Consider the following 18670-nt stretch of genomic DNA (forward strand, 5'->3'; position numbering starts at 1 on the left):
TTCCCACTCCTCATTCCTGTGACAAGCGCAGGAATGAGGAAATGTCAGCGGCTCAAAAAACACCCGCTCTTTGCATCGACAAAAGAAAACGCCCGCAACATCGTTGCGGGCGTCTTTTATTCAGGATGTGGCTTCTCTCAGAAGAAGCCCTTGCGCTGCCACCAGCCGCCCTTGCGGGGCTTCGGCTCGTCGCCATCGGCGGGCGTGGAGGAACCGGAAGAGGTGACCACCGGCTCCGAGCTCGAGACATTGCTGCCCCGGTTCGCGCGGACCTTTTCTTCCGTGGCCGGGGCTTCCGCTTCCGAAGCCAGATCGGCCGAAGCCTCACCCACTTCTTCAATCGCGACGTTCACCACGGTTTCCTCGACGATCACCGGCTCCACCGTTTCAACGGCTTCGGCCTTCGGCGCTTCTTCGGTTTCAGTCTTGGCCTTTGCCTTGCGGGTGCGGCGCGGCTTTTTCGGCACGTCCTCTTCCGCGACCTCGGCGACCGCACCTTCCACCACCTCGGCGGCGGTCGGCTCTTCGGTTACGGATGCTTCGGCGGAAGCCTCTTCGCTTTCACCCTCGGCTTCCGAGCCGGCGGCATCGAGAGCCTCGTCTTCCGCACGGTTGCGACGTCCGCCGCGCTTGCCGCGACGGCGGCGCTTGCGCTTGCCGTCCTCTTCGGAGGTTACCGCTTCCGCTGCACCGTTTTCGGTTTCAGCATCGGCTTCATCGGTTTCGACGCCATCGTCGTCACCTTCGGCATCATCGCCTTCTCCATCGCCGGACTGGGCGTCGAGCGCGCCATTCTGCTCGCCCTGACCGCCCTTGCCGCGACGGCGGCGGCGGCGCTTGCGCTTGCGCTTGCCTTCCTCGCCATTGTCGCCCTGCTGCTGCTGGCGTGGCTCGGAGGTCTGCGCCTTGACGATTTCTTCCTCGTCTTCGTCCTCTTCCACCTCGGCGACGAAATCGTCTTCCTCTTCCACGAAGTTCGGCAGCATCTGGATGAGGCTTTCGATCTTCACCGGATTTTCGACGGCTTCACCGCGATCGATGGCGAAATGCTGCGCACCGACGCCGGAATCGGCGGCGATGATGATCGACACGCCGAAGCGGCCTTCATAATCGACAATCGTGCCGCGCTTGTGGTTGAGCAGGTAGAGCGCCGTTTCCGGCGTGCTGCGCACCGTGATGTTATGCGTGGTGTTGCGCAGCAGATATTCCTCGATGCCGCGCAGGACATGCAGGGCGATGGAGGATTCCGAGCGAACATGGCCCGTGCCGCCACAATGCTGGCAGACCTGCGTGGTCGATTCCAGCACTGAAGCGCGGATGCGCTGGCGCGACATTTCCAGCAGGCCGAAATGCGAGATGCGGCCGACCTGAATACGGGCGCGGTCGTTCTTCAGGCAATCCTTGAGCTTCTTCTCGACAGCGCGGTTGTTGCGCTTTTCTTCCATGTCGATGAAGTCGATGACGACAAGGCCGGCAAGGTCGCGCAGGCGAAGCTGGCGCGCAACTTCTTCCGCCGCCTCGAGGTTCGTCGTCAGCGCGGTTTCCTCGATGGAATGCTCGCGGGTCGAACGGCCGGAGTTGACGTCGATGGAAACCAGCGCTTCCGTTTGATTGATGATGAGGTAACCGCCGGACTTCAGCGTCACCTGCGGCTGCAGCATCCGGTCGAGCTGGGCTTCGATGCCGGAGCGCGAGAAGATCGGGTGAATATCGCGGTAAGGCTGAACCACCTTGGCGTGGCTCGGCATCAGCATCTTCATGAAGTCTTTGGCTTCACGATAGCCGTCTTCGCCCGAAACGATGATCTCGCCGATATCCTTGTTGTAAAGATCGCGGATCGAACGCTTGATGAGCGAGCCTTCCTCGTAAACGAGGCAGGGGGCGGTGGAGTTCAGCGTCAGCGTGCGGACATTTTCCCACAGGCGCATCAGATATTCGAAGTCGCGCTTGATTTCGACGCGGGTACGGTTGGCGCCGGCGGTGCGCAGAATGACGCCCATGCCCTGCGGCACTTCCAGATCGCGCGCGATTTCCTTCAGGCGCTTGCGGTCGGCCGGCTGGGTGATCTTGCGGGAAATACCGCCGCCACGCGCCGTATTCGGCATCAGAACGGAATAACGGCCGGCGAGCGACAGGTAAGTGGTCAGCGCCGCGCCCTTGTTGCCGCGCTCTTCCTTGGCCACCTGCACCAGAAGGATCTGGCGGCGCTTGATGACTTCCTGAATGCGATACTGCTTGCGCGGCTTGCGGGCGACGCGGTCCGGAACCTCTTCCATGGCGTCTTCGGCGCCGACGGATTCGATCACTTCCTTTTCGTGGTGATCGTCATCGTCGTCGTCATCATCGTCATTGCCGCGGCGAAGACCCTCGACTTCCTCGGAAATCGTGTCGGTATCGACCATGGCGGCCATTTCACCGCCGGCGCTGCCATCGTCTTCGGAAGACGCTTCGACGGCCTCGGCCGCTGCGGCTTCTTCTTCCGCCGTCTTCTTCTTGGCGCGGGGGCGACGGGTGCGCTTCTTCGGCTTTTCTTCCTCGGTGGGCGCTTCTTCGGCTACGGCCTCGACGGCCGTTTCCCCGGAAACCTCTTCCGCGACGGTCGCGGTTTCTTCCACGACGACCGTTTCAGTGGTTTCGCTTGCGGAAACAATGCCGACATCCGGCTGATCCACCTGCGAAAGGTCGATCATGGGGGCGCCGGGCTCGGGTGCATCAGCGGATTCGAAATCGTCGCTGCGGCGATGATCCTCGGCTTCCGCTTTCAGGAGGGCCTGACGGTCGGCGAGTGGAATCTGGTAATAGTCCGGATGGATTTCCGCAAAAGCGAGAAAGCCGTGGCGATTTCCACCGTAATCGACGAAGGCCGCCTGAAGCGAGGGTTCAACCCGCGTGACCTTGGCAAGGTAGATATTGCCGCGGATCTGTTTCTTGTGCTCCGATTCGAAATCGAATTCTTCGATCCGGTTCCCACGGACAACGACTACGCGTGTCTCCTCTTCGTGGGAGGCGTCGATAAGCATTTTGTCTGCCATGTAAGCTGTGCTCCTCGGCGCAGCCTTGTTTTATACGAGAACAGGCCCGCCACACGGACGAGCCTTTCATATGAGTGCAAGGATGTGCCGGAAATGAAGTCTCCTGCCGGGCGTCTGTAAACTGGCAGCATCCGGACCGACGGCGAGGCGCTTGGCCTGCTCCTGGTATCCGGTTCATGTGAAAACTGCTGCGACATCATTGGCCAGGCGGAACGACAATAATATATAGACCCCTTGGGATCCGATGAATTTGCTCTCCTCAGAGCGGCGGTGGCAGCGCCACCGGGTAGGTCTCCGGCCACGGCCGGAATTGATCGAGTTTCAGGATAAATGTAACGACGGCAGATGATTGCCCGATTTGCAGCGCCAGCGTCTTTTTCGATTGGCAGCCGGCGGGCATCTATCCCGTCAACACTTTTAACCCTCATCCGTGTTGTATGTTTTCTCTGTCATAATAGCAATAGGCTGGCTAAATATGCCATATTATTGGTGGAATTTCCGGGTTAACAATTGGTTCACCAAGGCCTGCGATTGTGGGGCGCAAACGCGCAAACTATCGTACGGCGTGGTTGAAACGGCACTGTTGCCGGCGTTTTTCCTCGCCGTTTATCGAAAATGACTGAAATACGGAATTTCTTGAAGACCATGAATTTCACGCGCAACGCAGCGATATTCGGTGGGAGAGGGCGGCTTGGCGCGCGAATCGCGCGGCTTGCGACGGCTCTGGCATTTTCCGTCGCGGCCTCTGTTTCCGCCGCGCCGGCAGCCCATGCCGTGGAGCCGCTGGTCGTCCATCAGGCGCGGATCATCGGCGATGAGGCGCGCACGCGCATCGTTCTCGACTTCGCCGAAGAGCCGGAATTCGACGTTCACTATCTCGATTCGCCTGCCCGCATCGTTGTGGACTTTCCGGCGGTGAATTTCAGCTTTCCCGCATCCGACCTGAAGCCGACCGGTCTTTTTTCGGATATCCGTTTCGGCAGCATGGGGCAGAACAGCGCCCGCATCGTGCTGACGGCGAAAAAGCCGGTTCAGGTGGCGGTTGCCGAAACCAAAAAGACCGATAATGGCCAATCTTTCCATTTCGTGCTCGATACGGAAATCACCACCAAGGGCAAGTTCGCGGAACTGGTGAAGGATCAGCAGTGGCAGGCGCCGGCCCCGGTGACGACTGCCGCGATCACGCCGGATGACAAGACGTCGCGGCCAGCGGAATTCGTCATCGCGGTCGATGCCGGCCATGGCGGCATCGATGCCGGCGCCACCGGCGGCACCACCGGCACCGAGGAAAAGGTCATTACGCTGACTTTCGCCAAGGAACTTGCCGAGCGGCTGAACCGCGAACCCGGTATCAAGGCTTTCCTGACGCGTGATTCCGATACGTTTCTCGCCTTGTCGGAACGGGTGACCATCGCCCGCCAGAATAATGCCAACCTCTTTATCTCTCTTCATGCGGATACGTTGAAGCAAAAGGGCATCCGGGGCGCGACCGTCTATACCTTGTCGGACCGGGCATCGGACCGGCAGGCGCAGGAACTGGCGGAACGCGAAAACAAGTCCGACCAGATCGCGGGCGTCGCTGCCTCCAGCGAGCCGCCGGAAGTGGCCGATATTCTTCTCGATTTCACCCGCCGTGAAACGCAGGCCTTTTCGGTGACGCTGGCTGAAAACATCGTCTCCTCCTTTGAGGGGCAGGTGGGGCTCATCAACAATCCGCACCGTTACGCCGGTTTCATGGTGCTGCGCGCCCATGATGTGCCGTCGGTGCTGCTGGAACTCGGTTTCCTCTCCAATCCGGAAGACGAAAAGCTGCTTCTCGATGGGGAATGGCGCAAGAAGGTGGCCGATACGCTGGCAACCGCCGTTGGGCGATACCGCGCCAAGGCCATGGCAAATGGCGGCTGAGAGGCCAGCCGGCGGAGCGGCAATGCTGTTGCCGCTCTGCCATTGACCGTCGAAAAGCTGTTCAATTCTTGGGTCTTGCGGACGATTACGAAGGCGAAGCCCTATTTTACTCACATTCGCCGCGTTACTCGGAAAGCGGATTCGGTGGCGATCCGCAAAGCGTCCGCAGCGCGATTGCGGGCCTGCCGCCCGGTAACATATCAGCGAATGCTGCCGTATCCGGCTTGTCATCGAAGGTATGGTGTGCAAAACGGCACGCGATATGCAAGGATGCGCCCGTATATCGTCGGGCGTTGATGGTTACGATTCGAATTATCGGTAGCTTGGTATGATCAGACTGATTGGATATTTTTTCGGCTTGGCCAGCGTGCTCTTCCTGTGCGCCGCCGCCGTCGGTGCGATTTATTTGCACGGCGTGACGAAAGACCTGCCGGATTACGCAGTTTTGAGCACCTATGAGCCGCCGGTGACGACCCGCGTGCATGCCGGCAACGGTGCGCTGATGGCGGAATATGCGCATGAAAAACGCCTGTTCCTGCCGATCCAGGCCATTCCCGACCGCGTGAAGGCTGCTTTCCTTTCGGCTGAAGACAAGAATTTCTACAACCATCCGGGTGTGGATGTCTTCGGCCTCGGCCGCGCCATTCTCGTCAATATCCAGAATCTCGGCTCCGGTCGCCGTCCGGTCGGCGCGTCCACCATCACCCAGCAGGTAGCGAAGAACTTCCTTCTGACCAACGACCAGACCATCGACCGCAAGCTCAAGGAAGCCATTCTGTCCTTCCGCATCGAGCAGACCTATTCCAAGGACAAGATTCTCGAGCTTTATCTCAACGAGATTTTCTTCGGCCTGAATTCCTACGGCATTGCCGGCGCGGCGCTCACCTATTTCAATAAATCGGTGACGGAGCTGACGATTGCGGAAACCGCCTATCTCGCATCGCTGCCGAAGGGTCCGGCCAATTACCATCCCATCCGTCGCGAAAAGGCGGCTCTTGAGCGTCGCGACTGGGTGATCGACCGCATGGCCGAAAACGGCTACATCACGGTCGCCGACGCCACGGACGCCAAAAAGCAGCCGCTTGGCGTCAATCTGCGTCGCGGTGGCGCGCATATCTTCGCATCCGATTATTTCGCGGAGGAAGTCCGCCGCCAGATCGTCGAAAAATACGGCGAGGAAGCGCTTCTCGAAGGCGGGCTCTCGGTCCGCACCTCTTTCGATCCGCAGATCCAGATGGAAGCACGCAAGGCGCTTCAGGACGGTCTGGTGCAATATGATGAGCGTCGCGGTTTCCGCGGACCCGTCGAAAAGATCGAGACTGCGGGTGACTGGACGGCGGCGCTCGCCAAGGTCAAGGGCCTGCGCGACGTTCCGGAATGGAAGGTCGCTGTGGTGCTTGCCGTCGCTGCCGATGGCGTCGACATCGGGGTGCAGCCGGACACTGAAACGGAAGATGGCGACAAGCGCACGCGCGGCCATATCTCCGCTGAAAACATGCGCTGGGCTTTCCGCGATGCGACTGGCAAGAAGGCGACCGCCAAGTCGCCGGTCGGTGTCGTGGCGGCAGGCGATGTGATCTATGCACAGCCGCTTTCCAATTCCGGCAATGAATATCGCCTGCGCCAGCCGCCGAAAGTGCAGGGCGGCATGGTGGTGATGGACCCGCATACCGGCCGTGTTCTGGCCATGGTCGGCGGCTTCTCCTATGCGCAGTCGGAATTCAACCGCTCGACACAGGCGATGCGCCAGCCGGGCTCCTCCTTCAAGCCGTTCATCTACGCGGCGGCGCTCGATAACGGCTATACGCCGGCGTCGGTCATTCTCGATGCGCCGATCGAGGTTGTTTCCGGCAATCAGGTCTGGAAGCCGCAGAATTACGGCGGCGGTTCCGCCGGCCCGTCGACCCTGCGTCTCGGTATCGAGAAATCCCGTAACCTCATGACGGTGCGTCTGGCGCAGGACATGGGCATGAATCTGGTCGCGGAATATGCCGAACGCTTCGGCATCTACGACAAGATGCCGCCGCTTCTGTCCATGTCGCTCGGTTCGGGTGAAACGACCGTGATGCGTATGGTCTCGGCCTATTCGGTCATCGCCAATGGCGGCAAGCAGATCAAGCCGACGCTGATCGACCGTATTCAGGACCGCTACGGCAAGACGATCTTCCGGCATGAGGAGCGCGCCTGCGAAGGCTGCAACGCGACGAGCTGGCAGAACCAGGATGAGCCTGTCATCGTCGACAATCGCGAGCAGGTTCTCGACCCGATGACCGCCTATCAGACGACCTCGATGCTGGAAGGCGTCGTGCAGCGCGGCACGGCGGCGGGCAAGATCAAGGTCGATCTGCCGGTTGCCGGCAAGACGGGCACAACCAACGATGAAAAGGACGCCTGGTTCGTCGGTTATACACCGGACATGGTCGCCGGCCTCTATATCGGTTTCGATTCGCCCGCACCTCTCGGTCGCGGCGGCACGGGTGGCTCGCTGTCCGCGCCTATATTCGGCGAGTTCATCTCCGATGCGGCCAAGCACATGGAGCCGAGCAAGTTCATCGTACCGAGCGGCATGAACTTCGTCGCCGTCAACCGCAAGACCGGCATGGCGGCGGTCGAGGGCGAGCCCGACACCATCATGGAAGCCTTCAAGCCCGGCACGGGTCCTGCTTCCACCTTCTCTGTCATCGGCGATGACGGATACATGTCGCAGGAAGACATTCTGAAGACCTCGCCGCAGGCGCAGCAGGCCATCACCGGCGGTGGCGGCGGTCTTTATTGATATCACTCCTGACGTTTGGCGGGGGGGCGGGTCTTTACATCCGCGCCCCCCGCATTTATTTGAGCAACGAGTTTCAATGAAGGTGAAGAACCAGCGAAATGCGCAATGAAATCGTGAACGTAGTCGACGAAATCAAGCAGGCCATAAGCCTGCTGAGGAGGCATCTTTGACTGGGACCAGGCGATAAGACGACTGGACTGGTTGAATAACAAGGCAGAGGACCCGACCCTCTGGAACGATGCCACTGAAGCCCAGAAGCTGATGCGCGAACGCCAGCAGCTGGATGACAGCATCAATGGCGTCAAGGCGCTCGAGCAGCAGCTCAAGGACAATATCGAGCTGATCGAACTCGGCGAGATGGAAGGCGATGACGAGATCGTCAAGGACGCCGAAGACGCATTGAAAGCGTTGAAGAGCGAGGCGAACCGCCGTCAGGTGGAAGCCATGCTTTCAGGCGAAGCCGATACCAACGATACCTATCTCGAAGTGCATTCTGGCGCCGGCGGTACCGAAAGCCAGGACTGGGCGAACATGCTTCTGCGCATGTACACCCGCTGGGCCGACCGCGAAGGTTTCAAGGTCGAGGTGCTCGAAGTTCACGACGGCGAAGAAGCCGGCATCAAGTCCGCGACGATCCTCGTCAAGGGCCACAATGCCTTCGGCTGGCTGAAGACGGAATCGGGCGTGCATCGCCTTGTTCGTATTTCGCCCTATGACAGCAATGCGCGTCGCCACACATCGTTCTCTTCCGTCTGGGTTTACCCCGTCGTCGACGATTCGATCCAGATCGACATCAACGAGAGCGATTGCCGCATCGATACCTATCGTTCGTCCGGCGCGGGCGGCCAGCACGTCAACACCACCGACTCGGCCGTGCGTATCACGCATATTCCGACCGGTATTGCCGTTGCCTGCCAGCAGGAGCGTTCCCAGCACAAGAACCGCGCCAAGGCGTGGGACATGCTGCGCGCCCGCCTCTACGAGGTGGAACTGCAGAAGCGGGAAGAGGCGGCAAACGCCCAGGCTGCCTCTAAGACCGATATCGGCTGGGGCCACCAGATCCGTTCCTATGTTCTGCAGCCTTACCAGCTGGTCAAGGACCTGCGCACGGGCGTGGAAAGCACCGCACCCGGCAACGTGCTGGATGGCGACCTGAACGAGTTCATGGAAGCGGCCCTCGCGCATCGCATCAGCGGCGGCGCGGATGTGGAAGTCGCGGATATCGACTGACGCGCCAATTGCGTCGATTGAAAAAGATTACCCCTCGCAAACCCATTGCGAGGGGTTTTTCGTTGGAGGACAAGCATGAAACAGGCGCTCTATATCGTCGACGTCCAGCCAAGCTTCAATCCGCCGGCTGCGCTGGTGGCGGAAATATCCGCTCTCGCCCTGACGATGCCCAGCATCGCCACCGTCGAGCGCCATGATGAAAGCGTGACACCCTTCGAGCGGCAACTCGGCTGGAAACCGGGCAGGGATGATGAGTCGCTTGTTGTGGCAGATCGCGTTTTCATCAAACACGGTTATGCGCCACCCCGGGAGGTCATCGACCATCTTCTGTCGCTGAAACTCGACAGGGTGCTGGTCTGCGGCATTCAGGCCGATACCTGCGTGCTCGCCGCCGGCTTTGCCCTCTTCGATGCGGGGTTGCATCCCACCTTGTTGCCGTGGCTTACGGTGGGCTCCAGTCTCGACCGCAGTGGTGAACTCGGGGCGAGATTGTGGAAACATCATTTCGGTGCGGTTCTTGCCGGGCCGGAGGCACTGCAAGCGTAACCTTGCCCGGCGCGCGCATCGGGCCGATCAGTTGGACGCTTTCTCGATCTTCATCTCGCCCAGCTCGTCGATCAGGATCGTCCAGCTTTCCGCTTCCTTGGCTATCGGGTCCGTCTTCAGGTAGACGGTCACGAAGAGGCCGGGCGAGGCGGGGGCGCCATTCGAGCTTTCGGGACGAATATCCGTGACATAGGATTTCATCTGGCTGAATTCTTCCAGCTCGATGTTTTCCAGGAGATTCGGCCCTTCGGCGGTAAAGACGATGCGTTGTAGGTAGATTTTCGCCGTGCCGTCGCCCTGGCGGATGGCGATGACCTTGTAATAGCCGCGCGTGGGCGAGGCAGGCGGCGGCCGCAACTGCCCGTCGGGGCCTTTCACCGGCTCAAGATTGCGATCTTCCCACATGCCGCTGCTGACGACGAAGATTGCCGAGACCGGCAGCGCGTCAATCGCTTCCGTCTGCGCCCGCGCGGGAAGCATGGCGGCGGCGAAAAGAAAGGCAGCGAGGATAGGTCTTGTCAGTTGCATGGCCATTGTCGATTGTAGGCGTCAATTGTTGAACTGTTCGGCGAGAACCCGGTCCGACCATGAGCGATCCGGATCCGAGAGAATTCTGGCCGTCCTGTCCTGCGATTGTGCGATCCGAACGTGACGAACGGATTTCACCTCGGTGTGGTCGGCCACCGCATTCACAGGGCGCTTGTCGCGTTCGAGAACATGAATATCGACCGTTACCTTATTCGGCAAAAGCGCGCCGCGCCAGCGCCGCGGCCGGAAAGCGCTGACCGGGGTGAGCGCAAGCAGCGGCGATTCCAGCGGCAGGATGGGTCCATGGGCGGAGAAATTGTAGGCTGTCGACCCTGCCGGCGTCGCCACCATCATGCCGTCGCAGATCAATTCTTCCAGCCGCACCTTGCCGTCCACCTCCACACGAAGCTTGGCGGCCTGATGCGACTGGCGAAACAGGCTGACCTCGTTCATGGCGAGTGCCGTGAATTCGTCGCCGTCGGAATCCGTCGTCGTCATGCGCAGGGGATGGAAATCATTGCCGCTCGCCACCGCGATGCGCTCCAGCAGGCCGTCCACCCGGTAGTCATTCATCAGGAAGCCGACGGACCCCCGGTTCATGCCATAGACCCGCTTGCCGGAATTCATCGTCTCGTTGAGAATCTGCAGCATGAAGCCGTCGCCGCCGAGCGCGACGATCACTTCCGCCTCTTCGAACGGCGTATCGCCGTACATGCCTTTCAGCTCTTTCAGCGCCGTCTGCGCCTCCTCGGTTGCGGAGGCGACGAAGGACAGTGAATAGGTAGAATGCGACATCCGCTTCCCTCGACAACGCGCAGACCGGAACCCGTCCACGCAAGGCGCTGTAACCCGTTGAAGCGGCTCGAAATCTTGAAACCTCGACAGGGAGGTCGATAACAAGCCGCCAGACGCACCCTTGGTACATGAAGACGGCGGCTGGCGACAAGGCCTTTCGAAGACGCAGGCGTTCCCTGACGGCGGACCGCACCGCTCCGGTCCACAGCTTCTTGATTTGCGCCCGCCGACAAGGGTTGCGATGCGGGACGGCCTGATGCAGTTTGCCAAGGCAGTCGGAATGACGAGTGGCAGGAGACGGATGTGGTGCTGAACTACGATATCTACGATGTCTTTACCGAGACGAAAATGGCGGGAAACCCGCTGGCGGTCATGTATGACGCCGATGATCTTCCCCAGGCCACGATGCAGGCGATCGCGCGGGAAATGAACCTCTCCGAGACGGTTTTCGTCAACCGGTCCAGCAATCCGGCCCATGCTGCTTCGCTGCGCATCTTCACGCCATCGGGTGAATTGCCCTTCGCCGGCCATCCGACAGTCGGCGCGGCGGTGGCCATTGCCGAACGAAATCGCGGCGAGGGCGATGACGATATCGATATGGTCTGCGTGCTGGAAGAACAGGTGGGCCCGGTGCGTTGCGCGGTGAAGATGCGTGCTGGCGCGGTCAGCTTCGCGGAATTCGACCTGCCGCGCAAATCGTCCCGCGTCGAGCTGCCGCTCGATCACACCGCGCTTGCCGATGCGTTGGGCGTCAGCGAGGCGCATCTCGGCTTTGAAAACCATGTACCGTCGATCTGGACGGCCGGGGTGCCGTTCCTTATCGTACCGCTGCACAATATTGCCGCCATCAGGGATATGGATTTTGACGCCAATCTGTGGCTGCGCACCGCGCCGCTGGTCGAAGGACGTCTGGCGGCGGCCTATATCTACTGTCGCGGCGGCATCAATCACGCGGCGAAGTTCCACGCCCGCATGTTCTCTCCGGATATGGGCATTTCGGAAGACCCCGCCACCGGTTCCGCCGCCGCTGCCCTTTCCGGCGCCATCCATCATTTCGACGGCCTGACCGACGGGCATTATCCGCTGCTCATCGAGCAGGGCGTGGAGATGGAGCGACCGTCCCATATCCACCTGCGCATGGACATCAAGGACGGCGAAATAGCCCGCGCCCGCATCGGCGGCCACGCGGTGCGTGTTGCTTCGGGCACGTTCGAGATTTGATTTCAGCGTCACCCGCTCAGTTCGATGTCGTCGAAGAGCGATGAAACTGCGAGCAGAGCCAAAAGAAAAACCCCGGTCCTGACCGGGGTTTTGTCATTTTAGCGTCAATCGGCTCAGTTGAACCGGCCGGCCGCATGGGCAAGCATCGTATAGACCTTGCCGGTATCGGAGGTGAGATAGGACTGTGTCACGGTCCGGTCGCGGTCAGTGCGGGCCACGTCGGCAAGCAGCTTCTCGAAATCGGTAATGTAGCGGTCCACGGCGGTGCGGAATTCAGCTTCCCGCTCATATTTGCGCTTGATTTCGTCGAAGGTCGTCTGACCCTTCAGCGTATAGAGGCGACGGGTGAAGACGTCGCGCTCGCCGCGCTGGTAGCGACGCCACAGCTCCACGGAGGCATCGTGATCGATGGCGCGGGCGATGTCGACCGAAAGCGAGTTCAGCGATTCCACCATGTGGCGCGGATTGCGGGTATCGGCCGCACGGGTCGGCTGCTGTTCCGCGCTGGCGCGTGGTGCGGACGCCGCTGGCGTTTCCTGTGAGGCGCCGCGCAGCAAATCGCTGATCCAGCCGCCGCCTTCTTCGCGGCGTCCGGCCGGAGCACCCGGCTGGGCCGGGGCAGGCGCCTGACGGTTCTCGACCTGACGGTTCTCAAGCGGCAGGGTGCCGCGCAATGCGGCCGGCGCGGGAGCAGGCTGCGGCTGGGCCGGGCGCTGCTGAACCGGAGCCGGAGCTGCCGGCTGCGGACGCGTCTCGACACGGCGCTCGGCTGCCGGCTGGGTTGCGGCGATGGCGCGGGCAACCGGTTCGGAGACTTCCATCTGGTGGGTCGAACGACCAACGAGCTGGGAAATATCCTGCAGGGCCTTGATCTGTTCGGAAACGGCGCGACGCATGGCGGCAGCGCTTTCCTTGGCTTCTTCCGGCAGGTCGAAGGCGCCGCGCTTCAGTTCCGCACGGGTCGCATCCAGTTCGCGGCGGATGTCGTGGCTCGAGCGGCGGATTTCGTCCGTCGCGCCGGCGAAGCGGCTGACGGCTTCTTCCACGGCCTGACGCAGCGTCTCCTTGAGGCTGGCTGCGGCGGCGTTCGATTTTTCCGAGGCGCTGCCGAGAAGATTGTCGACTTCCGAAAGCGAAGATTCGACACCGCCGCGCAGGCGGTTGACCAGCTCGTCGGAATATTTCTGCGCGTCGGACAGCGTGCTTTCAATCGAGCGGCTGGCATCCTGACCGGCGGAGAGCAGGGCGCCCCGCATGGTCTGTGCCGCCGAGCGGGCGCGCTGTTCGGTCTCATCGAGCGAACGGCCGATATCGGAGAAGGACGCCTGCAGATTGTCGCGCAGATTGCCGGCAACGTTCTGCGAACGCTCCTCGGCCTCGTTGAGCGTGGTTTCCACCACGCCGATGACGTTGCGCATGGCGCTTTCGATTTCCTCGGAACGCTTGACGAGGCCGACCGACAGGCTGCGCAGCGCGTCCTGGCGCTCCTCCAGCGTGCCGACGAGGCTCGACTGTGCGGCATTGAGGAGCTCGGAAGCCTGGCTCAGCACCTTCGAATGTTCCTCGAAACGGCCGACGATGCCGGCAACCTGCGCCAGTGTCTGGCCGGAAATATTCGACAGGCGGTCGATCTTTCCTTCGAGCAGACGGCTGGAGCTGGACACCATGTCGGCGGCCTGCGAGGCGGATTCGGAGAAACGGGTCGCCGAGGCGTTCAATGCCTCGTCTGCCGCGCCGAAGCCCTGTGCGGCGCGCTCGACGGCAGAGTTGAAGTTGGTTGCCGACTGTTCGACGATTTCCGCCATGCTGTTATGGGTCTGCGACAGCATATCCGTGCTCTGGCGTGTGGCGGCGACCAGCTTGTTGGCCGCATCGCTGCCGGCGCGGGCATATTTGTCGATGCCCTGTTCGACGGCGTCGGCCATGGCCGTATGCGTTTCCGACAGCATGTCGGTGCTCTGGCGGGTGGCTGCGACGAGCTTGCTTGCCGCATCCGTTCCGGCAGCGGCATAATCGCTGATCGCCTGTTCCACCATGCCGACCATGCCGCTGTTGCTCTGCGACAGAAGATCTGCGCTCTGCTGGGCAGCGGAAACGATCTTTTCGGCGGCTTCGCGGCCGATGGTGGCGTATTCGTCGACGACAGGCTTGGCTTTCTCCTCGATCAGGCGCGAAAGCTCGGCGGAGCGGCTGGCCAGCATCGAGTTGAGTTCGCGGGTGCGGTTGTCCAGCGCCGAGCGAATGGATTCGCCGCGGGCGTCGAGGGCGGATTCGACACCGGTGAGCGTCTCGGAGATCACGCCGACCTGAGAGCGGACGACGGCTTCAGCCTCGGCAACCTTGTTGACGATGATGTTGCCTGCCTCGGAGAAGGTCTGGGCCACGGCGGCGGCCTGACCGGAAAGGCGGGTCTGGGCATCCGAAATGCGGTTGACGATCTCGCCGGAGCGTTCCTCGATGGCCTTGGTGAAGGCCTCGTTCTGCGCCTGCACTTGTTCGGCGAATTCCGAACCGGACTTGGCGAGAAGGGAGGTGGAGCGCACGGCTTCTTCGCCGATGCTCTGGGTCGCGGAGGTGACCGCGCCGCGCAGGCTGACAGCGAGATCGCTCGCCTTGCCTTCAATGGTGCGGTTGACGTTTTCAAGACCGATGGTCAACGCCCGGTCCATGGTGCCAAGGCGTTCATCGATGCGGGCCGTACCGGTATCGAAGGTCTCCGTCAGGCGGCTGGTACGGTTTTCGAACGTGTCCGCGACACGCGTGGTCTGCTCGTCCAGAATGCCGGTGATACGCTCGGCTGCCTCGTCGCTGGCGCGGGCGAACACAGCCGTCTTGTCTTCCAGCGCTTCGGCAAAGCGGCGGCCGGCATCTTCGATAGAGGTGTTTACATTGGCGAGATCGCCGCCGACGCGTGCCTGCAGCGTATCGAGCGAGGTCTCGATACGGGCACCGGTCTCGTCGAGACGGGTGGTGACATTGCCGATAGAGGTCTCGATTTTCGAGGACAGGGCATCCGTCGCGCCGCCGATTTCGCGGGCGGCTTCGCCGATCTTGACGGCGATGTCGCCGGCGCTGTTGCGCAGGCGCTCTTCCAGCGTTTGCGCGCTGCCGTCGATTGTCTTCTGCAGCGTTTCCTGCTGGGTTTCGAGAGACAGTTCGAGCATGCTGGCGCTGGAGGCGACCGTGGTGCCGATCATCATCGCCTGTTCGGAGAGCATGTCGCCCATCTGGGTCGTGGCGGAGCTGAGCGTCGCGGCAAGATCTGCCTGGCGCTGATCGAGCGCGGTGCGAATATCCTCATGCGATTGCGACAGATTGCTTTCGAGGCGGGACACGCCTTCTTCCACCGTCTGGGCAAAACGGGTGCTGCCGTCTTCAACGACACTTTCGATGCGGTTGGCCGCACCCGAGACGCTCTGCTCGATCAGGCCGCTATTGCGCTCCAGCGATCCGGCAATGCGTTCAGCCTGCGAACCGAGCATGGTTTCGAGCCGCTCATGGCCGCTGGCAAGCGCGTTTTCAAGCGTGAATGCGGTGGCTTCGAGACGCTGGCCGACGCCGGCCGCCGCAAGCGAAAGCGACGATGCTCTGGCATCCATTGCCTCGGCAATACGGTCCTCGACGCCGGAAATCGCCATGTCGAGCGCCATGGTGCGGCTGTCGAGCGCATCCGCGATGCGCTCCTCCGCACCGGAGACGATGCCCGAGAGTGCCGCAGTACGGCTGTCGAGCGCGCCGGCAATGCGCTCTTCGACGCCGGAAACCGCATTATGCAACGCTGTGGTGCGACCGTCGAGAATATCGGCGATCTTTTCCTCGACACCGGAGAAGCTCATATCGAGCGCCATGGTGCGGCTGTCGAGCACATCGGTGATCCGCTCTTCGGCGCCGGAAACGACGGTCTTCAGCGACTCGGTTCGGCTGTCGAGCGCCCCGGCAATACGGGTCTCGGCGCCGGCCACCAGTTCGCCAAGGGCTGCGGTGCGGGTGTCGAGCGCTTCGGTGATTTTTTCTTCCGCGCCGGAGAATGCCATGTCGAGCGCCATGGTACGGCTGTCGAGCGCATCGGCAATGCGTTCTTCCGCACCGGAGACAACGGCGTTGAGGGCTGCGGTGCGGCCGTCCAGCGTTTCCGCGATACGGGTTTCAGCACCGGCGACCACGTCTCCGAAGGTGGCCGTGCGGCTGTCGAGCGCGCCGGCAATCTTTTCTTCAGCACTTGCGACAATGCCGGTAAGGGCAGAAGTGCGGTTGTCGAGCGTCTCGGAAAGTCTTTCCTCGACATTGGCAAAGGTCATGTCGAGCGACAGCGTGCGGCTGTCCATCGTGTCGGCAATGCGTTCCTCGACGCCGGAAATGGCGCTGGAAAGAGCGGCTGTGCGGCCGTCAAGCGTATCGGCGATACGGCTCTCCGCGCCGGAGACGACGTCATGCAGGGCAGCCGTGCGGCTTTCCAGCGTGTCGGAAATGCGGTCCTCGATGCCGGAAACCGCGCCGGTGATGGCTGCTGCCCGGGTTTCGAGCGTTTCGGCAAGACGGCGCTCGACATCGGCGACGACGTTGTTGATCGCGGCGGCACGTTCGTCGAGCATGGCGGCGAGACGTTCGGCCGTGCCGGAGACGGAGCCGGTAATCGCCATCGAACGGCTGGCGAGCGCTTCGTCGAAACGGTTCTGGCTGGCCGAAAGCGCGCCGAACAGGGCATTGCTGCGTTCCGCCAGCACGGCGTCGATCTTCTCGTGCGAACTGGTGAAGGCATCGGTGATTTCGGCGGTACGCTGGCCGATTGCGTCGCTGAAGGCCTGTGTCCGGCTTTCAAGGGCGCTTTCCAGCATTTCCTGACCCGTGCCGAGCGCGGTTGCGAGCGCCAGCGATTGATCGGTCATGGTGGTGCCGATGCGCTCCAGACCGGCGCTCAGCATGGTGTCGAGCGCTTCGGAGCCGCCGGCAACGGTCTCGTTGATGCGGGCGAGGCTTTCCATCAGCTTGCTGTCGAGGCTGCCGGCACGCTGGTCGAAGGCGCTGGCGAACTGCGCGACATGCTCGTCGAAGGCAGAGTTGACCTGGCCGACCGTCGCCTGCATCCGCTCTTCGTAGAGGCCGGAGCGAAGATCGAGATCCATGATCGCATCGTCCGCCGTGCTCTGCAGGCTCTGGCGGAAGGAGAGACCCTTTTCCTCAAGCGTCGTGGACAGCTTGTCGAGAACGGTATCCAGCGAACCGCCGATGATCTGCTGGCCGCGATCGATATTGCGGTTGAGTTCGAGCGTGCGCGTGGACAGCGTTTCGTTGAGCTGGCGCGTGCGCTCTTCAAGCGCGCTGTTGAGGCTTTCCGCACCGCTATCCAGCGTCGAGGCATGGATTGCAAAACGCTCGAGCAGGACTTCACCGCGCTCATCCAGCGTCGAGGTGAGGTTGTGCAGGCGCATGTCGAATTCGTTGGACAGCGTCGCGCCGGAGGAATTCAGCGCCTGAAGCAGGTTTTCGGTCTTGGCGGCGATCAGGCTGCCCATCGCTTCGGTCGAGGCGCGCGATTTTTCCAAAAGCGCGGCCGAGCGGGTGTCGATCATTGAGGCGAAAGCTTCGCCGGTCGTGGCGATCCGCATCGAAAGCTCTTCACCGACGATGGAAAGCTCTTCCTTGATCTGTTCCTGCGCGCCGACGATGGAGGAGCGGATACGCTCTGCGTGATTGACGATGGCGTCACGCTCGGCGGTCAGTTCCTGCACGAGGCTGCGCACGCGCAGTTCATTGTCGGCATAGCTGCGCTCAAGCGCGTTGACTTCGGAATGAACGAGGGTCTCGAGTTCCGTCGCGCGGGCGATTGTGCGCTCGATACCGTCATTCATGGCCGAGACTTCACGGCGAACCGCCTGGCCTACGGACATGATGCGGTCGGACGCGACCGTTTCCGGCTCGGCAAGACGAAGGGCGACTTCGGCCATGGAGCGGGCGGCGTTGCGCAGATCGCGGGCACGCGCCATCATGATCGCAAAGGCGAAGAACAGCATGATGGGAACAAGGATGCCGACGACGATAGCCATCAGGCCGGGGATCGCGGTGAGATCGGCCAGCGAGGCGATGTTCCACAGCGCGTTGCCATAAAGAAGATGTGCGATGCCAAGACCGCCGAGCGCCCAGATGACCGACATGATCGTGGCGTTGCGCAGCGCGCCGCCGATGGAGCCGCCTTCCAGCGATTTCAGGATCATGGCCGGGCTGCGCTTGGAGCCGTCATTGGCCGCTTCGAGATTGGGCGATCTGGGCGTCTGTTCTGCGGGCGCGCGGGCGGCCTCGGGAGCAGGGGTCTGTCTGCTTGCTTCCTTCAATCTGGCCTCCGGCTGCTTCGGCGCTGCAGTTTTCCGCGTCTCCGGCTTTTCTTCGAAAGCACCAAGCTGCAGGGCGTCTTCCAACGCCTGAAATGCAGTCTCGTCGACAGAGTCGCTGATCTTGTTATTCGCCATGCGGTTACGCCTCGTTACACATACGCCCGGCTTCATGCCGTTGACCACTTGCGTTCCGCAAGCGGACTGCCGCCATCATGCCAGCGGAACATTATCCCTTGAAGAGAGAACAATTCCGCCATTTACCAAATCCCGAATTGCTGGTGGTCCAGCTTTCGGGCGAAATTACATCA

Annotated in this window: 9 protein-coding genes; 5 read left to right on the forward strand and 4 right to left on the reverse strand. The window is 61.6% G+C overall.

Annotated features, from left to right (window positions below):
- Positions 1 to 137: 137 nt before the first annotated feature.
- Entirely contained in the window at positions 138 to 3032 is a 2895-nt protein-coding gene (locus I3J13_RS01060; RefSeq protein WP_196377744.1) for an Rne/Rng family ribonuclease, read from the reverse strand.
- A gap of 645 nt (positions 3033 to 3677) precedes the next feature.
- Between I3J13_RS01060 and I3J13_RS01065 the strand changes: the two genes are divergently transcribed.
- From I3J13_RS01065 to I3J13_RS01080, 4 genes are all read left to right on the forward strand, one after another.
- On the forward strand, positions 3678 to 4937 hold the full coding sequence (locus I3J13_RS01065) for an N-acetylmuramoyl-L-alanine amidase (RefSeq protein ID WP_196377966.1): 1260 nt from the start codon (positions 3678 to 3680) through the stop codon (positions 4935 to 4937).
- 328 nt (positions 4938 to 5265) lie between these two features.
- The gene (locus I3J13_RS01070) at positions 5266 to 7713 is read left to right on the forward strand and encodes a penicillin-binding protein 1A (protein ID WP_196377745.1); all 2448 of its coding nucleotides are present in this window, start codon (positions 5266 to 5268) and stop codon (positions 7711 to 7713) included.
- A gap of 98 nt (positions 7714 to 7811) precedes the next feature.
- Positions 7812 to 8943 (forward strand): peptide chain release factor 2 gene (gene prfB / locus I3J13_RS01075; RefSeq protein WP_161987956.1). Its coding sequence is split into 2 segments (ribosomal slippage): positions 7812 to 7880 and positions 7882 to 8943, totalling 1131 coding nucleotides; the frame shifts between segments, so codons are not numbered across the junction.
- Between the two features lie 75 nt (positions 8944 to 9018).
- Entirely contained in the window at positions 9019 to 9489 is a 471-nt protein-coding gene (locus tag I3J13_RS01080) for a cysteine hydrolase family protein (RefSeq protein ID WP_196377746.1), read from the forward strand.
- Positions 9490 to 9516: 27 nt separating this feature from the next.
- Here I3J13_RS01080 and I3J13_RS01085 read toward each other — a convergent pair whose 3' ends face one another.
- Together I3J13_RS01085 and I3J13_RS01090 are read right to left on the reverse strand one after the other, a co-directional pair.
- The gene (locus tag I3J13_RS01085) at positions 9517 to 10017 is read right to left on the reverse strand and encodes a hypothetical protein (RefSeq protein WP_196377747.1); all 501 of its coding nucleotides are present in this window, start codon (positions 10015 to 10017) and stop codon (positions 9517 to 9519) included.
- 21 nt (positions 10018 to 10038) lie between these two features.
- On the reverse strand, positions 10039 to 10812 hold the full coding sequence (locus I3J13_RS01090) for an NAD kinase (RefSeq protein WP_003521437.1): 774 nt from the start codon (positions 10810 to 10812) through the stop codon (positions 10039 to 10041).
- 303 nt (positions 10813 to 11115) lie between these two features.
- On the opposite strand from I3J13_RS01090, the gene I3J13_RS01095 reads away from it, so the two are divergent.
- A complete protein-coding gene (locus I3J13_RS01095) occupies positions 11116 to 12033 on the forward strand; it encodes a PhzF family phenazine biosynthesis isomerase (RefSeq protein WP_196377748.1) in 918 nt (305 codons plus the stop codon).
- A gap of 113 nt (positions 12034 to 12146) precedes the next feature.
- Here the strand turns inward: I3J13_RS01095 and I3J13_RS01100 are convergent, their stop codons facing one another.
- Positions 12147 to 18497: an apolipoprotein A-IV repeat region-like domain-containing protein gene (locus I3J13_RS01100; RefSeq protein ID WP_196377749.1), complete on the reverse strand. Its 6351-nt coding sequence runs from the start codon at positions 18495 to 18497 to the stop codon at positions 12147 to 12149.
- Positions 18498 to 18670 lie beyond the last annotated feature (173 nt).

It is taken from the genome of Agrobacterium leguminum, assembly GCF_015704895.1.
Taxonomy (GTDB): domain Bacteria; phylum Pseudomonadota; class Alphaproteobacteria; order Rhizobiales; family Rhizobiaceae; genus Agrobacterium; species Agrobacterium leguminum.